Source organism: Candidatus Nebulibacter yamunensis (assembly GCF_024208055.1).
In the GTDB taxonomy this organism is placed as follows: Bacteria; Pseudomonadota; Gammaproteobacteria; order Francisellales; family Francisellaceae; genus Caedibacter; species Caedibacter lacustris.
The window spans coordinates 66,771-85,763 of record NZ_JAMBMW010000009.1; the positions used below are offsets into that span (position 1 = coordinate 66,771).

At 34.5% G+C, this 18,993-nt stretch carries 15 protein-coding genes and 1 pseudogene; 5 read left to right on the plus strand and 11 right to left on the minus strand.

Annotation, left to right across the window (positions count from 1 at the left end):
* From M1V25_RS05495 to ampD, 6 genes are all read right to left on the minus strand, one after another.
* Complete coding sequence (locus M1V25_RS05495) at positions 1-5,031, minus strand: RHS repeat domain-containing protein (RefSeq protein ID WP_498842671.1); 5,031 nt, start codon at positions 5,029-5,031, stop codon at positions 1-3.
* A gap of 53 nt (positions 5,032-5,084) precedes the next feature.
* Positions 5,085-7,253 carry a hypothetical protein gene (locus M1V25_RS05500; RefSeq protein WP_498842672.1) on the minus strand — a complete coding sequence of 723 codons (2,169 nt, stop codon included), beginning with the start codon at positions 7,251-7,253 and terminating at the stop codon, positions 5,085-5,087.
* 99 nt (positions 7,254-7,352) lie between these two features.
* Positions 7,353-8,603 carry a scabin-related ADP-ribosyltransferase gene (locus M1V25_RS05505; protein WP_116964002.1) on the minus strand — a complete coding sequence of 417 codons (1,251 nt, stop codon included), beginning with the start codon at positions 8,601-8,603 and terminating at the stop codon, positions 7,353-7,355.
* Between the two features lie 302 nt (positions 8,604-8,905).
* The gene (pyrF, locus tag M1V25_RS05510; RefSeq protein ID WP_498842673.1) at positions 8,906-9,658 is read right to left on the minus strand and encodes an orotidine-5'-phosphate decarboxylase; all 753 of its coding nucleotides are present in this window, start codon (positions 9,656-9,658) and stop codon (positions 8,906-8,908) included.
* Positions 9,659-9,824: 166 nt separating this feature from the next.
* On the minus strand, positions 9,825-11,996 hold the full coding sequence (locus M1V25_RS05515; protein WP_498842674.1) for an AMP-binding protein: 2,172 nt from the start codon (positions 11,994-11,996) through the stop codon (positions 9,825-9,827).
* A 73-nt stretch (positions 11,997-12,069) separates the two neighbouring features.
* Positions 12,070-12,639 (minus strand): 1,6-anhydro-N-acetylmuramyl-L-alanine amidase AmpD, encoded by a 570-nt coding sequence (gene ampD, locus M1V25_RS05520; RefSeq protein ID WP_116964062.1) that lies wholly within the window; start codon positions 12,637-12,639, stop codon positions 12,070-12,072.
* Between the two features lie 141 nt (positions 12,640-12,780).
* Here ampD and M1V25_RS05525 point away from each other — a divergent pair, with 141 nt between their 5' ends.
* The 3 genes from M1V25_RS05525 (at position 12,781) to ychF (ending at position 15,281) form a co-directional block, all read left to right on the plus strand.
* A complete protein-coding gene (locus M1V25_RS05525) occupies positions 12,781-13,446 on the plus strand; it encodes a phosphatase PAP2 family protein (RefSeq protein WP_116964005.1) in 666 nt (221 codons plus the stop codon).
* Positions 13,447-13,574: 128 nt separating this feature from the next.
* Positions 13,575-14,150 carry an aminoacyl-tRNA hydrolase gene (pth, locus tag M1V25_RS05530; protein WP_116964006.1) on the plus strand — a complete coding sequence of 192 codons (576 nt, stop codon included), beginning with the start codon at positions 13,575-13,577 and terminating at the stop codon, positions 14,148-14,150.
* A 39-nt stretch (positions 14,151-14,189) separates the two neighbouring features.
* Positions 14,190-15,281: a redox-regulated ATPase YchF gene (ychF, locus tag M1V25_RS05535; protein ID WP_498842675.1), complete on the plus strand. Its 1,092-nt coding sequence runs from the start codon at positions 14,190-14,192 to the stop codon at positions 15,279-15,281.
* Between the two features lie 30 nt (positions 15,282-15,311).
* Here the strand turns inward: ychF and holA are convergent, their stop codons facing one another.
* Positions 15,312-16,301 (minus strand): DNA polymerase III subunit delta, encoded by a 990-nt coding sequence (gene holA, locus M1V25_RS05540; protein ID WP_498842676.1) that lies wholly within the window; start codon positions 16,299-16,301, stop codon positions 15,312-15,314.
* A gap of 183 nt (positions 16,302-16,484) precedes the next feature.
* On the opposite strand from holA, the gene rph reads away from it, so the two are divergent.
* A complete protein-coding gene (gene rph / locus M1V25_RS05545; protein ID WP_116964063.1) occupies positions 16,485-17,192 on the plus strand; it encodes a ribonuclease PH in 708 nt (235 codons plus the stop codon).
* 11 nt (positions 17,193-17,203) lie between these two features.
* Here rph and M1V25_RS05550 read toward each other — a convergent pair whose 3' ends face one another.
* On the minus strand, positions 17,204-17,593 hold the full coding sequence (locus M1V25_RS05550) for a hypothetical protein (RefSeq protein ID WP_116964009.1): 390 nt from the start codon (positions 17,591-17,593) through the stop codon (positions 17,204-17,206).
* Positions 17,594-17,821: 228 nt separating this feature from the next.
* On the opposite strand from M1V25_RS05550, the gene M1V25_RS05555 reads away from it, so the two are divergent.
* Positions 17,822-18,109 (plus strand): helix-turn-helix domain-containing protein, encoded by a 288-nt coding sequence (locus M1V25_RS05555; RefSeq protein ID WP_116964010.1) that lies wholly within the window; start codon positions 17,822-17,824, stop codon positions 18,107-18,109.
* Between the two features lie 114 nt (positions 18,110-18,223).
* Here M1V25_RS05555 and rpmG read toward each other — a convergent pair whose 3' ends face one another.
* The 3 genes and pseudogenes from rpmG to M1V25_RS05570 form a co-directional block, all read right to left on the minus strand.
* A complete protein-coding gene (rpmG, locus tag M1V25_RS05560; protein ID WP_116964011.1) occupies positions 18,224-18,379 on the minus strand; it encodes a 50S ribosomal protein L33 in 156 nt (51 codons plus the stop codon).
* A gap of 29 nt (positions 18,380-18,408) precedes the next feature.
* The gene (rpmB, locus tag M1V25_RS05565; RefSeq protein ID WP_116964012.1) at positions 18,409-18,645 is read right to left on the minus strand and encodes a 50S ribosomal protein L28; all 237 of its coding nucleotides are present in this window, start codon (positions 18,643-18,645) and stop codon (positions 18,409-18,411) included.
* 186 nt (positions 18,646-18,831) lie between these two features.
* A pseudogene (locus tag M1V25_RS05570) lies at positions 18,832-18,993 on the minus strand (IS5/IS1182 family transposase); the annotation flags it as partial.

The following is an 18,993-nucleotide window of genomic DNA, read 5'->3' on the forward strand; positions in this document are numbered from 1 at the left end:
TTATGCCACCTTTAAATTATTTTCTTCGTTTTCATCAATTATCAAGACATCATTATTAGAATCATCTTCTTCTGCACTTTGAAGTGCATTATTATCACCTACTTCTTGATCAGTTTCATAACTAGTAATCACAAAATCCCCAAGATTAATATCTTGTATCTCTTTATGTATTGCCCCAGACTCATCGTCCCATACCAATACCAATGTCCCCTCCGTAAAGCATGCTCTTTGAGGTTTGGCAGCCTTGAGTATCTTACCTACACCATAACCGATACCAGCAGTTAACGCACCAATACCAAGCCCTATGCCCAGCCCTCTTAAAGCATCAGAGGGGTTTGATCCAGTTGCCACATCCAAGCCAAATCCTATCGCACCTGTTATAGCAATATCCGCCACAGAGGAAGTAACTCCTGCTGCTGCACTTCCAATAATCCCTACTGCTGCGGCTGCACTAAAACCACCACTGATAGCACCACCTACAGCCCCTAAAATAGCTCCCTTCCATGCTGCTTGAGACATCGCTTCACCATTCCAGTCAGTAAGTGCTCCTGTAATTACGGTATTTGCTACAGTACCAACGATAGCGCCAACAATAATGCTTGTTAAAAGTGATACAATAAAATGTCCACTTGGATCCTGGTACATAATGGGATTGTTAGCACCATATAAATAACCATTAATACCTCCTGCTTCAAAAGGAGACATACTATCATACGACATAAATCTTTTAAGTGCGGGATTATAGGCTCTATAACCGTTTCCTAAAAACTGATACTCTGTTATTGCATCGGTTCTTTGACCATTGTAACCAATAGACATGTTATGCAATAAAAGACTTTCAATATCAGTGCTTTCTGTTTGCAAAAGATCAGTTGCTATCCCATAAGGACTATAAGTTTTTTGACTTACCAATTTAAATTGTCCATTAGTTAAAGATGGTTGAATATCATATAAAACACTTTGGTTCATATCTTTTAAATAAAAGGATAAGCCCGTTATGTTTTTACTATTATTCGTCTGCTTTATCTGTCCTATTTTGCTCTGCCCATCTGAAAGATAAGTTAGCCATTCTCCATCTTGAGATTCATGCTTTAGTTGATTGCCAATATAGTATAAAAATAACTTTTCCTGTTTAGGCACTTCTTGCCAAACCATTTGATTATAACCATTATAGCCATAGGTTGTTTTTTGACCTGAGCTCTCACCAAAAGCTATAAAACTTTTTGTTCTCCCTAATTTATCATACGTAAGTACATTCCCATAATCATCTAAAGTTATCGCTCCTGCCTTATCATATTCTAACGTTCTAGAATTTCCATATTCTGAAACTGAGTTGGTATACCTTAGTAGCTTGACAGGATTGGCGGAATCATAGTAATAGGTTGTTACGTTATTTTTTTCTAAATTATCATGCTTATCAATGTAATTTGTTGTAATAGTTCTAATATTATTAAAACTATCGAAAGTATATACCTGCTTGGTAATAACATTCTTGAGAGAATCCCTAGGGCATAATACACCTTGGCAGCGATAGCTTTTAAGGTTATTCATGAGATCATAGTCATAGCTTTCTATGGCGATATTCCCTTGCTCATCGGTTCTTGTGCGCTTAGAGATATTGCCGCTAAGTAAACTAGCACCATCGTCTCTAGCTAAATTTTTATTTTCGCGATACTCATACTCAAGTTTATTTACCAAGCTCCCATCAACATAATCCTCTTGGGTATTTAACACACCTGTATCATGGTCGTAATAGAATTTAGTTGTAATCTTACTCTTGATGCTTTTCTCTATTACACGACCTAGGTTGTCATACTGGTAACGCACATAATTAAGGTCATAGTCACTATTACCTGCTTCTTTATAGTCAATACTTGATATCCTACCCATATTAGTGTAGTGATAGCGAGTAGTATTTCCTTGAAAATCAATAAATGAACTGAGCTTTCCTGATCTGCTATACATGTATTGAGATTCATGCTCTAACTCTGATCCATACCGGTAGCGTTCATGCTTTAAAGAACCATCAGCATTATAAACATAATGGTAATTCCCATTAGCATCTGTCATATTGACTAATGTCGCTGTTTTCGGATCATATCTGTACTGCACGGTGTACTCATCATCATTTTCAATAAAACTTTTACTCTTCAGCTGTGTTACTGGATCAATCTCAGATCTGAGGCTCGCTCCATATTTATTAATATGCTCAATAACGTTACCCATGACATCGTAGTTAAAATATGACTTATTGTTATCGGTATTAGTTTCCCACTTCAATTGTCCTAGTTCATCATAATAACGTCGACCTAAAACAAATTCTTCTTTTTTATCTGTTATCACACTAATTTGGATAGTATTGCCTAATAAATCATAAAAGTAATTTATTGAAGTTCCATTATCTAGTTCTTTAGAAATTAACTCCCCTTTTGGGTTATATATAAAATTTGTTTGGGAGCCATTTTCATTTACTGTTGTTATTAAACGCCCTAGAGCATCGTAAGTATTATGTACTTCATGATATACAGAGCCATCTTGACGCAATAATCTCAAAACTATTGGTTGATTGTCTTGGTTTAGTAAAGTTTCTCTAACAGGAGATTTATCCCCTTTTTTCCCCTCTTTCCATTCCCGTTTAATGTTTTTAACGTCGTCATAGATTGTATAAGTAATTGCTCCATCAGAATCAATTATACGTTGCTGTCTTCCTAATATGTCATAGTCTAGCTTAACAATATTTTCCACTTCATCGTTGAAAACATCTGTATCGTAATGTTTAACTTGGACAAGTCTGCCAGCACTGTCATAAGTATTTTCAGTTAACTTTTCAAACTTTCCAGCAATAGCATTTCCATCTATGTCAAGCGCTTGACGATATTTACCTATAATTCTTCCAAGCATGTCATAAGTCGATTTAACCTGATAACCATTAGGGTCTGTGGTAATCATGGCTATTTCATGATTATTTAATATATATTCATATTTCGTTCGAATCTCATGTTCTGTACCAAGACCATAGACTTCTTCAAATATTCTGCTTAAATCATCGTAATATCTATAGCTTTTATTGCCCATTGCATCTTCAGTAATAACCGGCAAACTAGTATATTTGTCTTTTATGACTTTCTTTTTCTGAGCAACTGCTGCAGCTTGCTTTAGGTTTATTTTAGGGTAAGTAGTTGTTACTATTTGGTTATTTTTAAATTCATAACTAAAGCCTGTATTGATTTGCGCTAGTTGCTCATTTTGGCTATCTCTCGTTATAGCTAAGTTTTGTAAACTAATATTTTTAATCAGCGCAAAATGATCAGCCTGACTACGGTCTTCAAAATAGTTATTTTCTTCCTGATGAAAAAAGCTAGCTTTTCCAGATTGATCCAAATAGCCATAAAGCGTTTTTGTTGGCACAATCAAGTTTGTGTTATTGAGCTTTTGATAATGATATTGCTTTATTTGCGGTGAAACAGCAGTGCCGCTAACATTACTGGAAGATTTAATGACTTCTTCTTTGGGGAAACGAACAAAACCGCTATTGTCTTTTGGACATCCATTTGTACTACCATCCGGTGAACAATAGCTAATAGTTTTGGTTACGCCAAGCGCGTCTGTTGTACTGATAATATTCCCATATTCATCATAGCTTGATTTTGTTATTAATTCGCGATAGGCATCTGCATTCTTACTTTTGTTATTTTCTAAATTATAAAAACGTGTGATCGTTTTGCTCGGAAAATTATAGGTATCAGGTAACTCATCAAATGAACTCTCTAAAGTGAATTCGTAAATATAGTTCTCTTCCTGCACTGTATTATCAACATTATTGAGGGTATAAATTTCTTTGCTGTCCAGTAAATGAAATTTATTGTAGGTATACCTTTCCTTTGTATAATCTGTCTTTTTCTCAGTTATATATTGATAACTACTGTGTTGCTCATACATTGGATCAACACCTTTTGAAGGTACTGTGTATCTTTCGCCTAAATAATTCTCATCAGATAAAGGCTTATATTCTGTAACTATATTTTCTTGCTTAAAACCAGGGATAACTTTATGACGGGATACATAATAAACAGACCATTGTCCATAATTTTGTGACAAAAGCTCATAATCGAAATTTTCTTTAAGACCTGTTGGGTAGGTTATTTGAGATAGAAGACCATTGTAGTCATAGTCATATGTTATTATGCTTTTCTTATCCGGAAGAATAACAGAACTTAATGTCCCATTATTTTTAATTAACCGAATTTCTTGATCCTTTCCAGATAACCCTTTACTGGTGATTCTTACATTTCCTCCCTCGTAATTGAAAACAACTCCAGACTCTTGATCCTCTGCCCAAATCTGATCAATTAATAAAGATTCATTAACATACTTAATAAAAACTTGATCACCACGCTCATTCGTAATTTTAAAAACACGTCCATACTGATCCAAATATTCAGTCAGTCCATCTTTATATTGAATAGAGAGCAAAGCATTACTCTCCTCGTCTGGACAATAATTAACTCTAATGTCTTTTAGTTTGTAGTATTTTAATTGTGGGTCTGCAATATCCTCAATAAAGTATCTTCCCCCTCTTGATAAGGATAAATACTGGCTGTTTGCATCATAATGAGTTAAATTAAATCCCCAACCTCTACCTACCTGATAAGAGTCTAAATTAGAATTATGGTTATACGAAAGCATAATTTTCATCTGCGGACCATTTAAATTATGAGAAAGAATTTGGGCAACTTGAACAGATACCCCTAAACTTAAAGTCCTTTGGTCAACCTTAGCACTTAAAAACCCACCAAAATTAAATGCACTTGACTCAATATTATTATCCGCTCCATTTCCCCTTAAAAAATCCTTTTTTTCTACACTTTCATTAAGCTGTATTGCTTTTTTGTTAAGTATTTCTGATGTATCTTCTGTAGAAACAGCTGATAAATCAGAGTTTTTTGTAGCGATGAAATTATCTGCATTTACTTCGTTGAAAAAAATAATAAAGCCAAATAAAGTAATACGCTTTTTTAATGAAGAATACATTTACTCTTCCCCCTTATTGATTAGAAATAAATTTATGACGCTATATTTGAGAATTAAATTCTTAATTCTTCGCCGTTATTTAAAAGAACATCTCTTGTGATATTGCCATACATATCTTGTAAATCGACTCTAACATTATCTACTGTCATATGAGCGTTTGGAAAACAAATGAAAGGAAAACACTTAGGGGTTATCCTGCTAACTCCAACCCAAACGAGATAATCGCTTTTATTTTTAATAGGCGAAGTATCACTACCGTCATAACCATTAGTTGTATCAAGCGTTACTGTGATCCCATCTGAAACGTTAATATTATGATCACCATAATTACCAAGATAAACATAAGGACTTCCACCAACCTTTGAACTTGGAATCGTTAGTGTTGCATTCCCAACTCTTGTAAGCCAACCGCTCGTATCACTTGAGTTATACCCAGAGTTTAAAAGGCTTGGATTCTTCCAATCTGCTTGAAATTCATGTGAGTGATTTCCGAAAGTTTTATTAAGCACTTTATATAGTTGAACACCGTTGTCTGGTTTAAATTCATACACAGAATAAGACGGCTTATAGATATTTGAGCTACCAGGCTCATGTACAAAACTCTTACCCATACTGTGAATTTTCAATGGTAGTATCGCTGTTATATCCACCTGACTTGCACATGTATTAAAGTTTCTATCTTGTTCAGGTTGTTTAGTACATAATGAATACTTTTGGTTAGTGTTAATATAATTTGAGTCTGGAACCATAAAATAGAATTGCTTTTCACCTGTATTAGCAAAAAAATTGGCTCCGCTATTACTCTCACTTCTGACAGAGGGATTATATACACCTAAATTAAAATCATTTCGCATCAAACTATATGCAGGACTTGTTTTTGCGCCTTCAAATGGATTAACCATATTAAGTGGTACTGTATTGTTGAATTCATTTTTTATGTATAAATTGTTTGTATTGACAAGATTTGAGTGTCCAGGTGGAAGTAGTTGCACGTCACTTAGTTTCTTAACTTGATAGCTTAAAGTTAAAGGAAATTGATTAACGCCATTGGCATATACCCTTGTATCATTAAGATTGAATGATGGGCTTAGCCTAACATCTGTTGAACACCTAAGTTTAGTATTAATACTTATTGGTAAGTGTGTGATATCATTAAATATAAAACATGGGTAATTTGCTTTATTAAATGCCTCAAATATTTTCTTTTCTTTAACACTTTCTTTAACACCTGTAATATAAGTAATAGAACCATCAGCGTCCATTGCAGAATCTATAATTTCATCAGTGTTTATTAAATTTATAGGTGTCATATTGTTTTCTTCAATATCATAAATATAGTGTTTATTGTCAGTCTGAATAACAAGTTTCTCCTTGAGATTCCCATTTTCACTACTTATTACTTGCAAATCAATTCTCCCTTTAGTAATGGGAAAGCCAAACTTATATATTATTTTAAAATTTCCATTTCCAGAGATTTTAACAAGAAGTCCATCATAATTTCTCAATGCATAAACATCATTATTGTAAGCCACGAAATCCAGACTAGCCGACAGGTCATACATGAAGTAACCTAAAGGAAGTTCACCTAGAACACTACCGTCCTTAATATTATGCCTCCGCCCGATATAGGAATCACTGCCACTGATAGGGAGCTTAAAGCTAGTAATGGAAATAACAGAGTTACCTCTAATATAAGCATCAATGGCATCAACTGCAAATCTCTTATTCAACTCAATTAAATCTCCCTTAATTGAATAAGTATTCCAACTCAGTAACATGTTATCTCTCAGTAATATAATATGATCATCAATTAAAGCTACTTTTTTAATACCACTTCTTATTAAAGTAAGATTATTAAGATCTTGATTTGAACCAAATAATTGACCTTTATCTGTTAAAACCAAAGATAAATTACTACCTGCACTATTATCGTAAATAATATCAATAATTTTTTCATCTTGATTTAATTTAATGCTACCAATTTTTTGCCATTTTTCGCTATTATCTTTCCTATAAAATTCATTCCCTATTGAAGCTAAAATAATACCATTTTTCGTTGAGAAAACTTGCTGCGGGAAAATTCTATTTTTTTCCATATCCACTGCAATACTTGAATAAACTATCTCTTGCTTATCTCTGAGATTATTTTCCCTAATATCTGCAACAACAAGATTAACAGACAAAATAGCGGAAAATGTTAAAAACATCTTATTTAACTTCATATATACTCCCATTTTATATAGTTCAATTATTGTTTTTAGACCCAATAAATTTCAGACTTCCATTTAGGGTCAAAATGGAAGTCTACTTTTTTAAAAAATCTATATTCGTGCAGCGCTTACAATTATATTTGACGGAATCTGATTAATATAGGTATATTCACTCTGGCTAATATAAGCCAACCTGTTTTCAATATTGACCTCCTTTGAATAAGGAATATAAATACCTTGATGATCATTTTTTATTTTATATAAATATGAATTTGATCCAGGATTTCTTGCTTTAAATGAATCAACTATATAATTGCTATTCGATGTTGTTGATACATATTTTGATGCGGCTTTCCCATCAGCAACGTAATCATTTAAACTGACGTTACTATTTTTATCTCTAGCTATAAAGCCTTCCTTAAATATATCACTTGGCGGTCTATCATCTAAACGATAAATATACTTTGGTGAGGTATATTTTTTTGTGACTTCTCGTATTCTTTTTTCCGCTTGGCTTACTAAATTTCTGTATCCAATATGATCATTGTAATATTTGGATTTCAATATTTCTTGAGCAAAAAAACCTCTTTCACCATCTGACATTAGTTCACCACAAACATTATGAACTAAGACGCTACCTTCCCCTGCAAAATAAACATGCTCCCTATAGACCTCCATATTATAAACAACAACAGGTTTTCCGTCTTTATTATACTGCTCACCGCAACTAACCGTTTTACCTACAGGACAAACCAAACTAACCGCTTTACCCAATTGACGCACTAATTTGTCACTAGAGAGAACCTTATCAATCTCAATAAACTTACCTTTATTTTTTACATAAAATGGATGATTAGGCGTTGCATTGATTTTTTCGATATTACCTTGATCATCTTTAAACTTATAAGTCCTTACATCTTCTGCATAACGCTTAAAAGTGCTGATAACAGGTCTTGAGTTTTGTTTTTGCCAATCAAGACTTGAGGTATCTATACTTGTAGGGTTTATTTCTGTTACTTTTACCTCAACCCTATCAACACCAAATTCAGGAATCGATAAATTCACTTGATTTCCTAATTTATCCATACCCTGCTCTTTTAACCAAGTAATTGGGCGTAATAACTTAATTTCAGCTGGATATTTCTTTCCATTAATGATATCTGAATAGCTTAAATTTACTTGTTGCCATGTTTCAGGTGTGATTGATTCTAAATCATAGCTTGGTGAATTTAAATTTAAGGCGTAGCTAATACTCAATAAACTGATTAACCCCATAATATTTACAATTAACTTTTTAATGATTAACTGGATCCCGATGTATAAATAATTTTTATGACATTTTGCAAAATTTAAGATTTTCATTAAACGTAGTAATTCATTTTAAACCGCAGATATAATGAAAAAGTGAAAATTTTCATTTATTTTATGAGACATCTACTTTCTAATGCTTATGGCTAAATAATAACTCCTATAATTACTAAATTCAATACCCATAAGGAAACAAAAAAAGCAACCAGTAATCTAAATGAAAATAGTACGGCCCTTAGTGTGTATAATTTTTGGTTATATTACTAGCATTTAACGTTGGATAAACTTTTTTAAAAAAATCATCGACAAAACAATAAGTTGCTCTATTTACAATAGCCTAATCTGCTTTTTTGGAGCTATATATTATTTAAAAACTGCCAGGCTTGTTGTTGATATTCAATAGCTGCTTGTTTTGGATTCTGTGCACCATATATGCCACGACCTACAATAATAATATCTGATTTTTTTTCCTTAATTACATATTGAGGAGTATGATAGTTTTGACCTAGATCATCTTCTAAACTTGAAAAACTCACTCCTGGTGTCATCGTAACTAAATCATTATCTTGACTAAGCTTTTGCTGAGCAATGAAACCCATTATAAAATCTTTATTTCGTTCTGCAATTTCAACCGTTTTAGCGGTATAGGCATCACTGAACAAATTACCATTGCTACTCATCTGTGCTAATAATAAGAGCCCTATGTCGCGACCTTGGCATCCCTTTTTGAGCCCCTCTATTATGCCTACACCTGGCAATAAGTGTGCATTGATAATGTCTGCCCACTGGGCGATATGATAGATACCATCTTTAACTTGATGACAAACCGTATGACCAATATCCGCGAACTTACGATCCTCGAATATTAAAAAACCAGCTTCATCGGCAAGTTTCCGCAATATTTGGGTAAGTTTAGGTGTAAAATCTGAAATGATATCGATATGTGTTTTTAAAACCGCAATGTGATCTGCTGTTTGTTCTACTAAATGAAGTAAACTTTTACTATCTGTCATATCCACTGATAGTGCAAGGTTGGTTTTTTTACGAATTACAATATCTGCTAATTTTTGACTCACAGGATGAATAGATTTAGAAAAAGATAAACGCATGGTATTAAAGCCTTGCCTTGATTTGAGCTTGGACTATATCACAATCCTATTAAAAAACCTTTAATATTTAATAGTTTTTTAAAATATTATCGTGAAAACTTTTGGAAATAACAACCCCATCCATGATTTGCACTAAGGTTAAAATATTCGAATTATGCACTTGTCACTAACGTAGAAGTTCTAACACCTGATTTTTAGCTGCTGCGAAATCTGTTTTTCCAGAGCCAAGTTTTGGGATACTTTCGACTTTAAAGTAATTTTGTGGTTTAAGTAGATTATTCATTCTTGAGTTATTTACTTTTTGTTTCAGATCTTCTGCTTTAATGTCGATTGTATATAGAAGTGACACACACTCACCTTTTTTTTGATCTGGAGTTGCCACCGCTAAAATCTCATTTTTTTCATCGTCAATACCAATAAGTTTTATAATTTCATTTTCTACAGCTGACAAGCTGACCATTTCCCCACCTAATTTAGCAAAGCGTGAATAACAATCTAAAATTGTTAAATATCCATCCTCATCAAGCATACCCTTATCACCTGTTTGATACCAACGGATGCGATTTCGTTTAAAAATCACTTCTGTAGTTTTTTCTGAGTTATGTAGATAACCTTCCATTACATTCACACCACCAAAGGTAATCATACCTGCCTCCAAAGCTGGTAACTCTTCTTTTGACTCTGGATCAATAATCATAAATCGCCCACCTGGTACTGCATTTCCAACAGTACCAACCTTATTACGAATTATCCCACCTTCATCTGGCTGATTGACAGATGCAACAGGACTTAACTCAGTTGTGCCATAACCTTCATAAATAATCTTGCCAAATTTTTTCTCAAACATACTTCTTACTTCTGGTAAAAGCTTCTCAGCACCTGCAACAACAAAGTTTAAAGATGAAAACTGTTCCGCAGTAAGTTGTCTGGCACGAGCATAAATTCTAAAGAAAGTTGATGTCCCACATAAAATTGTAGGTTTATATTTTTCTGCTAATGTGCCTAACATAGCCGCATCAGTAGGATCTGGGTGGCAAATCATAAAAACACCTTCAATTAAAGGTAATATTGTCGTAGCCGTCATACCAAAAGCATGAAAAATCGGCAAAATACTTAAAATTGAATCGTTTGACTTTGCGCCTAAAATAATCATCGACTGCTTCACATTCCCCAGAATATTCTTATGACTTAACACTACTCCTTTTGGTTTCCCCTCACTGCCACTACTAAATAAAATCGCAGCCGTATGATCTGTTGAAACGCGTGTTACATAATGCGCAATCAAATGCTCTGCTGAAGAGAGTTTCACATGTAGCAAAGTCTTTAATAACGTAAATTTATCCAATTGCTGACGCATGTCTTCTAACAAAATAATGTGACACTGACTAAAAACTTCTTCTAAATAAAAACCTTTCTTCTTCAATTGCTCAATGAAACGTCCTGAAGTAACAATGGTTTTAATATTAGATTCTGAAATAGCTGCATCCAATGCACTTGTTGAGGCAGTATAATTTAAATTAACAATCGTTTTACCCAAAACAAAAGCACACATCGTAGCCATTGCCCCACCGACACTCGGTGGCAAACAAATACCAATACGCTCTTGCTCTCTTAATCTAGGCTCCATCAGTTTAGACAATGCTAAAGTCGCGACCAATAAGCGCTCAGAACTCAGTTCAACGCCCGTGGAATCGACAATCACTTTTTTACCTTTTCTTGCTTTTGCTTGCTTTATCCATACTTCCGGAATAGATGGCATAAGTGAAACATAGCGCTCCCAGGCGTAAATATTTTTTTCTGCTAACAGATCTTTAAGTGCTTTGTTAGATAGAGAAATGCTAATAGGTTCAAAAAAACTCAGATGTAACCATTGTGGAACGTTTCTACCACGTGTGTATTTGATACATTCGAAACCACAGACTTGCATAGGAATAATCTCATTATTAAGCTTGATGACTTTATCATATAAATCTTGATGTGCAAGGAGTATACCTTCTCCTGTCCATGAGCTTATAAAGGCTTGAGATAAAATTTTAACACCTGAATGCTTAAGTAAATAATCGATCAATCTGCCAGGTGGGTTATGACATTCCATCACCACAGTTACAGGCTGTTTAGCAATTTTACGTAACAGCACAGCCAGAAATAAGTTCACATTATTACTAATCACTACTGCTGGCTTAAAGTTAGGCACATAGTTCACATGATAGAAATTACACATATAACGTTGGCGCTCTTTTAACTGCATCACAACAATCAACATCTTATTTGACCAAATGAATAAAGAACCTAAAATAATCAAGAAACTTATAATAATGAATGTTAACATGAATGCCATAATTGCAACCTTCTCTGCAGATTTCTTATCATTATGCGAAGAACTGTATAGTAAAAAATTTGTTTACAAAAGTCTAATTATCATTTTCAGGATCTAAAACACTGGTCATAAAACGCCGCCAATCAAAGCCAACTCCTGGATCCGTTTTTCTATTTGGTGCAATATCTTGGTGACCGACAACGTTGCCTTTAATTTGCGGATAAACATAAATCAAGGCTTTACTTAAACTAGCAATACTTTGATATTGCTCATCTGTAAAACTCGTTTTATCTGTACCTTGCAATTCTATACCGATAGAAAAATCATTACAATTAGTTTGCCCTTTGTACTCGCTTAACCCCGCATGCCATGCGCGTTTATTTATTGATACGAATTGTAAGATCTCCCCATCTCTTTTAATATAAAAATGACTAGATACGCGCATATTTTGCAAGGTTTGAAAACTTGAGTTTTGGCTGCAATCCAATTTATTTAGGAAGAAATACTCTACGTTATCATTATCATAACACCCTTCTGGCAAAGAAATACAGTGGATGACCAAAAGACTAATAGTCGTATTTTCAGGTCTATCGTTATAATTGGGGGAATGATACTTGGTGGCAATATTAATCCAACCATCAGCTGTTAATTTTAAGCCTGTCATTGCCATAACTAAATATTTTCTCGAGTTTATGCACGCATCACAAATAATAACTAAGCAAGCAAAAACCCGCAATAATCACTTTCTTCAACCATTAAAAATGTCTACTCTTTCTTTACCTAAAAATTTGACATAATAATTTAAATGAAAAAACTAGATAACTTTAAACCATTAATTAAAAACACACTTTATGTTGGCATTATCACGTTCATAATCTGTATACTTTGCTATCTTTATCTTGATCGATTATTCATACTAAATATCAATAACCACATAAACCAAGTCCTTGTATTCACCAAACTTTCTAAATTTATCTCGACCTTATTTGCCCCCAATAATTGGGCGAGTTTGTTTTTTGTGCTTTTTCTTATTTGCATTTGGCAATACGTTCGTCGCAAACTTAATCAACGCCTAATGATATGGACATTAACATTATTCATTGCGATTGTCACAACTTTGGTCGTAAAAATCCTTGTTGCACGCTATCGACCCGAGTTATTTTTACAAGATGGTTTGTATGGTTTTCATGGGTTCTCACACAAACGTCTCTTTAATAGCTTTCCATCGGGTCATACCTCACTTGCTTTCGCAGGCTTTTTAGGGCTTAGTTACTTTTTGCAAAACAAAAAGCTTACTTTTATATTCATCATCCTTGCTATCCTTATTTCGATTAGTCGAATAGTGAGTGGTCAACACTATTTAAGCGATGTCATTGGTGCTGCATATATTGGTTTGTTTAGCTTTTTGTGGGCAAAGCAAATCATTTTCTTTGCTGTTGGAATACATAATTACGATGGACTGGTAAGATAGGGTTATTAGCATTTATGCATAAATGCTAAGCTACTTACTGAGAATGCAACGCGAAAAAATCTGTAAAATAATTTGTGATGAGTATATACTCCAAGCCCAATTACGTTGTTGGAAAATAAATTGTCTGAATGTCTAAAATTAAACTGATAGTTGGTCTTGGTAACATCGGTGCACAATATGAGGGCACACGCCACAATGCAGGTGAATGGTTTGTCGAATCTATAGCACGTAAGCTTAATACTACACTTTCTTTTGATAGCAAATTTCATGGGGCAATTGCTCAAAGCTATATTGCAAACGATAAACTCTGGCTTCTCTATCCTCATACTTATATGAATAAAAGCGGACTTGCCGTGTCTAAGCTTGCTCAATTTTATAAAATTGATGCTGAGGAAATTCTTGTTGCTCACGATGAGCTTGATCTTCCTTGTGGACAACTTAGGTTAAAAAAAGGAGGTGGGCATGGTGGGCATAATGGTTTAAAAGATATTGATGCAGCTCTTGGCACTCGTGATTACTATCGACTGCGCATTGGCATCAACCATCCTGGTGATAAAAGTAAAGTGATTGGTTATGTGTTAAGCAAACCTTGTTTGGAAGACAAGATTGCAATCGACGATAGCATTAAACGTGCGATATCCCATCTAGAGGATATAATACACGGGAACTATCAAGCGGTGATGAATCAGCTTCATCAAAAATAAAAATGTAATGAAATAAAATAGAAAATTTAAGGATTCATTATGGGTTTTAAATGTGGAATCGTTGGCTTACCCAATGTAGGCAAGTCAACTCTTTTTAATGCATTAACTAAAGCAGGCATTCAAGCTGAGAACTACCCTTTTTGTACAATTGAACCCAATATCGGTATTGTCTTTGTACCAGATGTACGTTTGAAACAATTATCTGATATTGTCAATCCTCAACGTGTATTACCAGCCACAATGGAATTTGTCGATATTGCAGGTCTTGTAGCAGGCGCATCTAAAGGAGAAGGATTGGGAAATAAATTCTTAGCCAATATTCGTGAAACTGATGCTATCGCGCATGTCGTGCGTTGCTTTCATAATGACGATGTTGTACACATCGCAGGCAAAGTTGATCCAATTGATGATATTCAAACTATTAACACTGAGCTTTTATTAGCTGATCTTGAAACACTTGATAAAGTGATCCTTCGCATACAAAAACTTGCCAAAAGTGCTAACAAAGAAGCTAAACTTCAGCTTGAATTTTATCAAACGCTAAAAGCGCATTTAGAAGCAGAAAAGCCAGCGCGCAGCTTTCACTTTAATGATGAACAACAACTATGGATTAAGCAAACACCACTGTTGACAAATAAACCAACACTGTATATTGCCAACGTTGATGAAACAGGTTTTAAGGATAATCCTTTTCTAGATAAAGTCATTGAATTTGCTACAACAGATAATGCTGATGTTGTGGCAGTATGTGCTGCGATTGAGTCGGAAATCACTGAACTTAATGATGAAGAAAAACTTGAGTTTCTTGCCGATCTTGGATTAAATGAACCTGGGCTTAATCGTGTCATTCGTGCTGGTTATAAACTTCTTAAGCTTCAAACTTACTTCACAGCAGGAGTCAAAGAAGTTCGTGCTTGGACCATTCCTGTTGGAGCAACTGCGCCACAAGCTGCGGGTAAAATTCACACTGATTTTGAACGTGGTTTTATTCGTGCAGAAGTCATTAGTTTTAATGATTACATTCAATATAGCGGCGAAAAAGGTGCTAAAGATGCAGGAAAAGCACGCTTAGAAGGAAAGGAATATATCGTTCAAGATGGTGATGTAATCCACTTTAGGTTTAATGTTTAGTAATTTTGATTGCCACTAAGGTGAGTATATTTAATGATGAAGCTGACAAATTAGTTCATTTAGCTCTTTTTCAACGTTCCCAGACTCTATACCTTTGATCATTAAATCAATCATAAAGCATTTGTTTAACAATTGGCTATATTGGTTTGGGTGAAACTTTTTAATTAAGCGCTGATAGGCAATTTGTTTGTCACGCCAAATATTATTCGTGACAAAAGTGCTTTGTTGCTGTTGTGGTGTTTGCGTTGAGAGCTTAAGCCAGATTCGAACTTCCTTTACAATGGCCCATAAAATGATAGCAGTCTCGATACGTTCTTTGAATAAGTATTGTAGAATCGTAAGCGAGCGGTTGATATTTTGTTCAACGATACTTTGAGATAGATCAAATACATCATAACTCATAGCATTGCTTAAGTATTGAGAAAGAGTGTACTGATCAAAGCTTTTTTCAGGCTGATCTTGTAACAGGCTGATAATTTGACTAGCAGCAAATAAATTGCCCTCTGTTTTTTGTGCTAACAGCATAAGGGCATCTTGAGTAAGTTTAATAGGTGTTTTAAGTGAAGTAAGTTCAAGTTTAATTAATGTCATAGCTTCATTAATACTAACAGGCCAGATCTGTACATAGAGCGCATTCTGAATGATAGTTTGAAACCATTTTGTTTTTTGTTGAGCACTGTTTAAGTCTTCAAACACGAGTAAATAGCGATCGTTTTGTGGCACGCTATTTACACACTCAGTAAGTAGCTTCTGTGCATTCTTGTCAGGCGCTTTACTAATATGCAACTGTAAGAGTCTTTGTTCAGCAAATAGGCTAAATGTATTGTAGTTGAGTTGAAGAAAATCATATTGCTGATTGGTGATCTGTGTGCGTAAAATTTCAAACTGCTGTGCTTTATATTTTTGATTAATCAAGTCAACCAATTTATTTTTTTGGAATGGCTCTTTGCCTGTAATAACGTAGCACGGGAAGTCCTTTTTATGAATGACTTGTATGGCTTCTATATAGGTTACTTTCATAAGATGTTTATTAATATGCAAGCTAAAAACTAGCGTTAGTATAGCAAAGCTTACATAGCTGCCACAAAGGGTTTTGTGATATTTACTTAAGGCTTAAAATGAGTTGTAATGAGTAATAAAAGCTGCAAAATACGGGGTGAGTCAGATATACTGTGCACTTATTGTAAAAAAACAGGAATCAATATGCGTCCAAGTCAACGAAAAGTAGATCAAATGCGTGAGTTAACAATTATTCATGGCTTTACCAAGCATGCAGAAGGTTCTGTTTTGATAAGCTTTGGCGATACAAAAGTACTATGTACTGCTTCAGTTTTGAAGGAAGTGCCAAAATTTTTAAAAGATACTAACCAAGGATGGTTAACAGCAGAATATGGAATGTTGCCACGCTCTACACACTCACGGATGGATAGAGAAGCTACAAAGGGCAAGCAATCTGGAAGAACACAAGAAATTCAGCGTCTAATTGGTAGAGCATTAAGAGCCACGGTAGATTTAAGCCAAGTTCCAGGTTATACAATAAAGGTGGATTGTGATGTGTTGCAAGCAGATGGTGGCACAAGAACAGCAGCAATAACAGGGGCGAGTTTAGCAATTCAAGACGCTATTTGTTATATGCAAAAAAATGGATTGATAACAGAGGAAGCTCACCCTCTTCAAGCAAGTGTAGCTGCTGTTTCCGTAGGTATCTACCAAGGCTCAGTCGTGTTAGATTTAGATTATGCCGAAGATTCAGCAGCTGACACCGACATGAATATCGTAATGACGCATAATGGTGGCATCATTGAAATTCAAGGTACAGCTGAAGGAATTCCCTTTTCTGATGAGGATTTCCAGCAAATGCTAAGCTTAGCCAAAAAAGGTATTAAGGAAATATTCGAAAAAACCAGATAAATTTGATACGTTTATTTAGAAATAAGGTAATCGTTAATCTTACATAAAATCTTAGTATCTTGCTGCTTTAGCTCATTACATGCTGCTTGCAAAGGTTCACTAGATATAAAAATAAGACGCTGTTCAAGTATGTTTATTTGAGTCAACAGCGCTGCTCTTTTTTGTTGTAAATCTTCAAGAATAGGATCCTTGTTAGCAAGAAGCTTAATATAGTCAGTACCTTGTTGCATTTTGCCTTCAGCTTTGTTAAAGCTTTCGTTTTGCTCTTGATTGTATTGCAATGGTTTGCGATGTTGGTAATTATTATTGTTTGTAGATGAGCTGTGTTGCTTAGTATTGTTACCTTCAGCTATTTTTTTTCTCTTTAGCGATAAAGTTTTTCTAATCGGTGTATCAGTCATGAATTTAATTCTTTTTGTTTATTGGTAATGAATAGATAATCTTAAAAATCATCTGGTCTTATTTTGTGCGTCACGCATGATTGTAAGCGTGATTGCGCTTGCTTTTAAATCATGCTGTCCTTATAATACACAGTTGATTCGTAAGATCAATAAAAACAGTGCTCAAAACGTATTGTGATAGTGAGTTTCTGTTGATGTAAAACCACAAAAATTTAAGAGGAAAAAAATATGCCAACGACGATGCATTACGGTGATGCACATAAAGTAGTAGAAGTGCATCAAGAACTACCGCTTCGTGATCATATTAAAGAGGTTATTGCGACCTACTATAAAAACATGGTTGCACAGGGCTCAAGACCTGAAAACGTTTATGAATTAGTAATGGCTGAAGTTGAGCTGCCTTTGATTGAAGCAACAATGGAATACACTGGTGGTAATCAAAGTCGTGCTGCCAAGATTCTCGGTATTAACCGTGGTACCTTCCGTAAGAAACTAGCTCACTACGGTATGCTATAAAGGTTCCTTTGTGATGTGTAATAGGCTACAGTGGTAGCCTTTTTTATTTGTGGTGGTATAAATAGAGAAATAAAAATCCCGCCTATGCGAGAGCTTATATCTAAAAAAGTATACTTACTTGATTTTTGCTTCTTTATAGATAACGTGTTGACGTACAACAGGATCGTATTTTTTAATTTCCATCTTGTTCGGCATGGTACGCTTATTTTTGGTTGTAGTATAGAAATGACCTGTACCTGCACTTGAAACAAGTTTGATTTTATCACGCATAATGAATGACTCCTAAAGTGTTAATGCAATTAAAATTTAACCTTACGTGCACGTAGATCAGCTAATACAAAATCGATTCCTTTCTTATCGATAATACGCATACCTTTTGAGCTAACACGTAGACGGATATAGCGGTTTTCGCTTTCAACCCAAAAACGATGATTATGCAAATTTGGCAGAAAGCGGCGTTTTGTTTTGTTTTGTGCATGTGATACGTTGTTGCCAGTCATTGGGCGCTTGCCTGTAACCATACAAACTCTAGACATGTTACCTCCAATCAATTTTTATAATTTAAGTAGCTATGATTATTAAATTCTCAAAGGACAGCTTTATAGCAAAAAAACCGATGCAAAGTCAATCAGAATTTAGTTAAGCTGCTGAACTCGTGACAATTCCGCGCGCATTTTAGCACTATCGGCAATACCTTACAATAAATATGCTAAAGATATTTTCTTCGATTGTCCAAAGTTGAGTCTAAACTTATACACATTACTAAAATCTGTGCAAATCACCTGTTGACTCACTTTGTTTACTACTATTTGGCTCTTTAAAGTATGTCTTTTCTTTTTTCCAGAGTAGAACCTTTTTTGTTTTTTTTAGGGCGTTGCACAGGA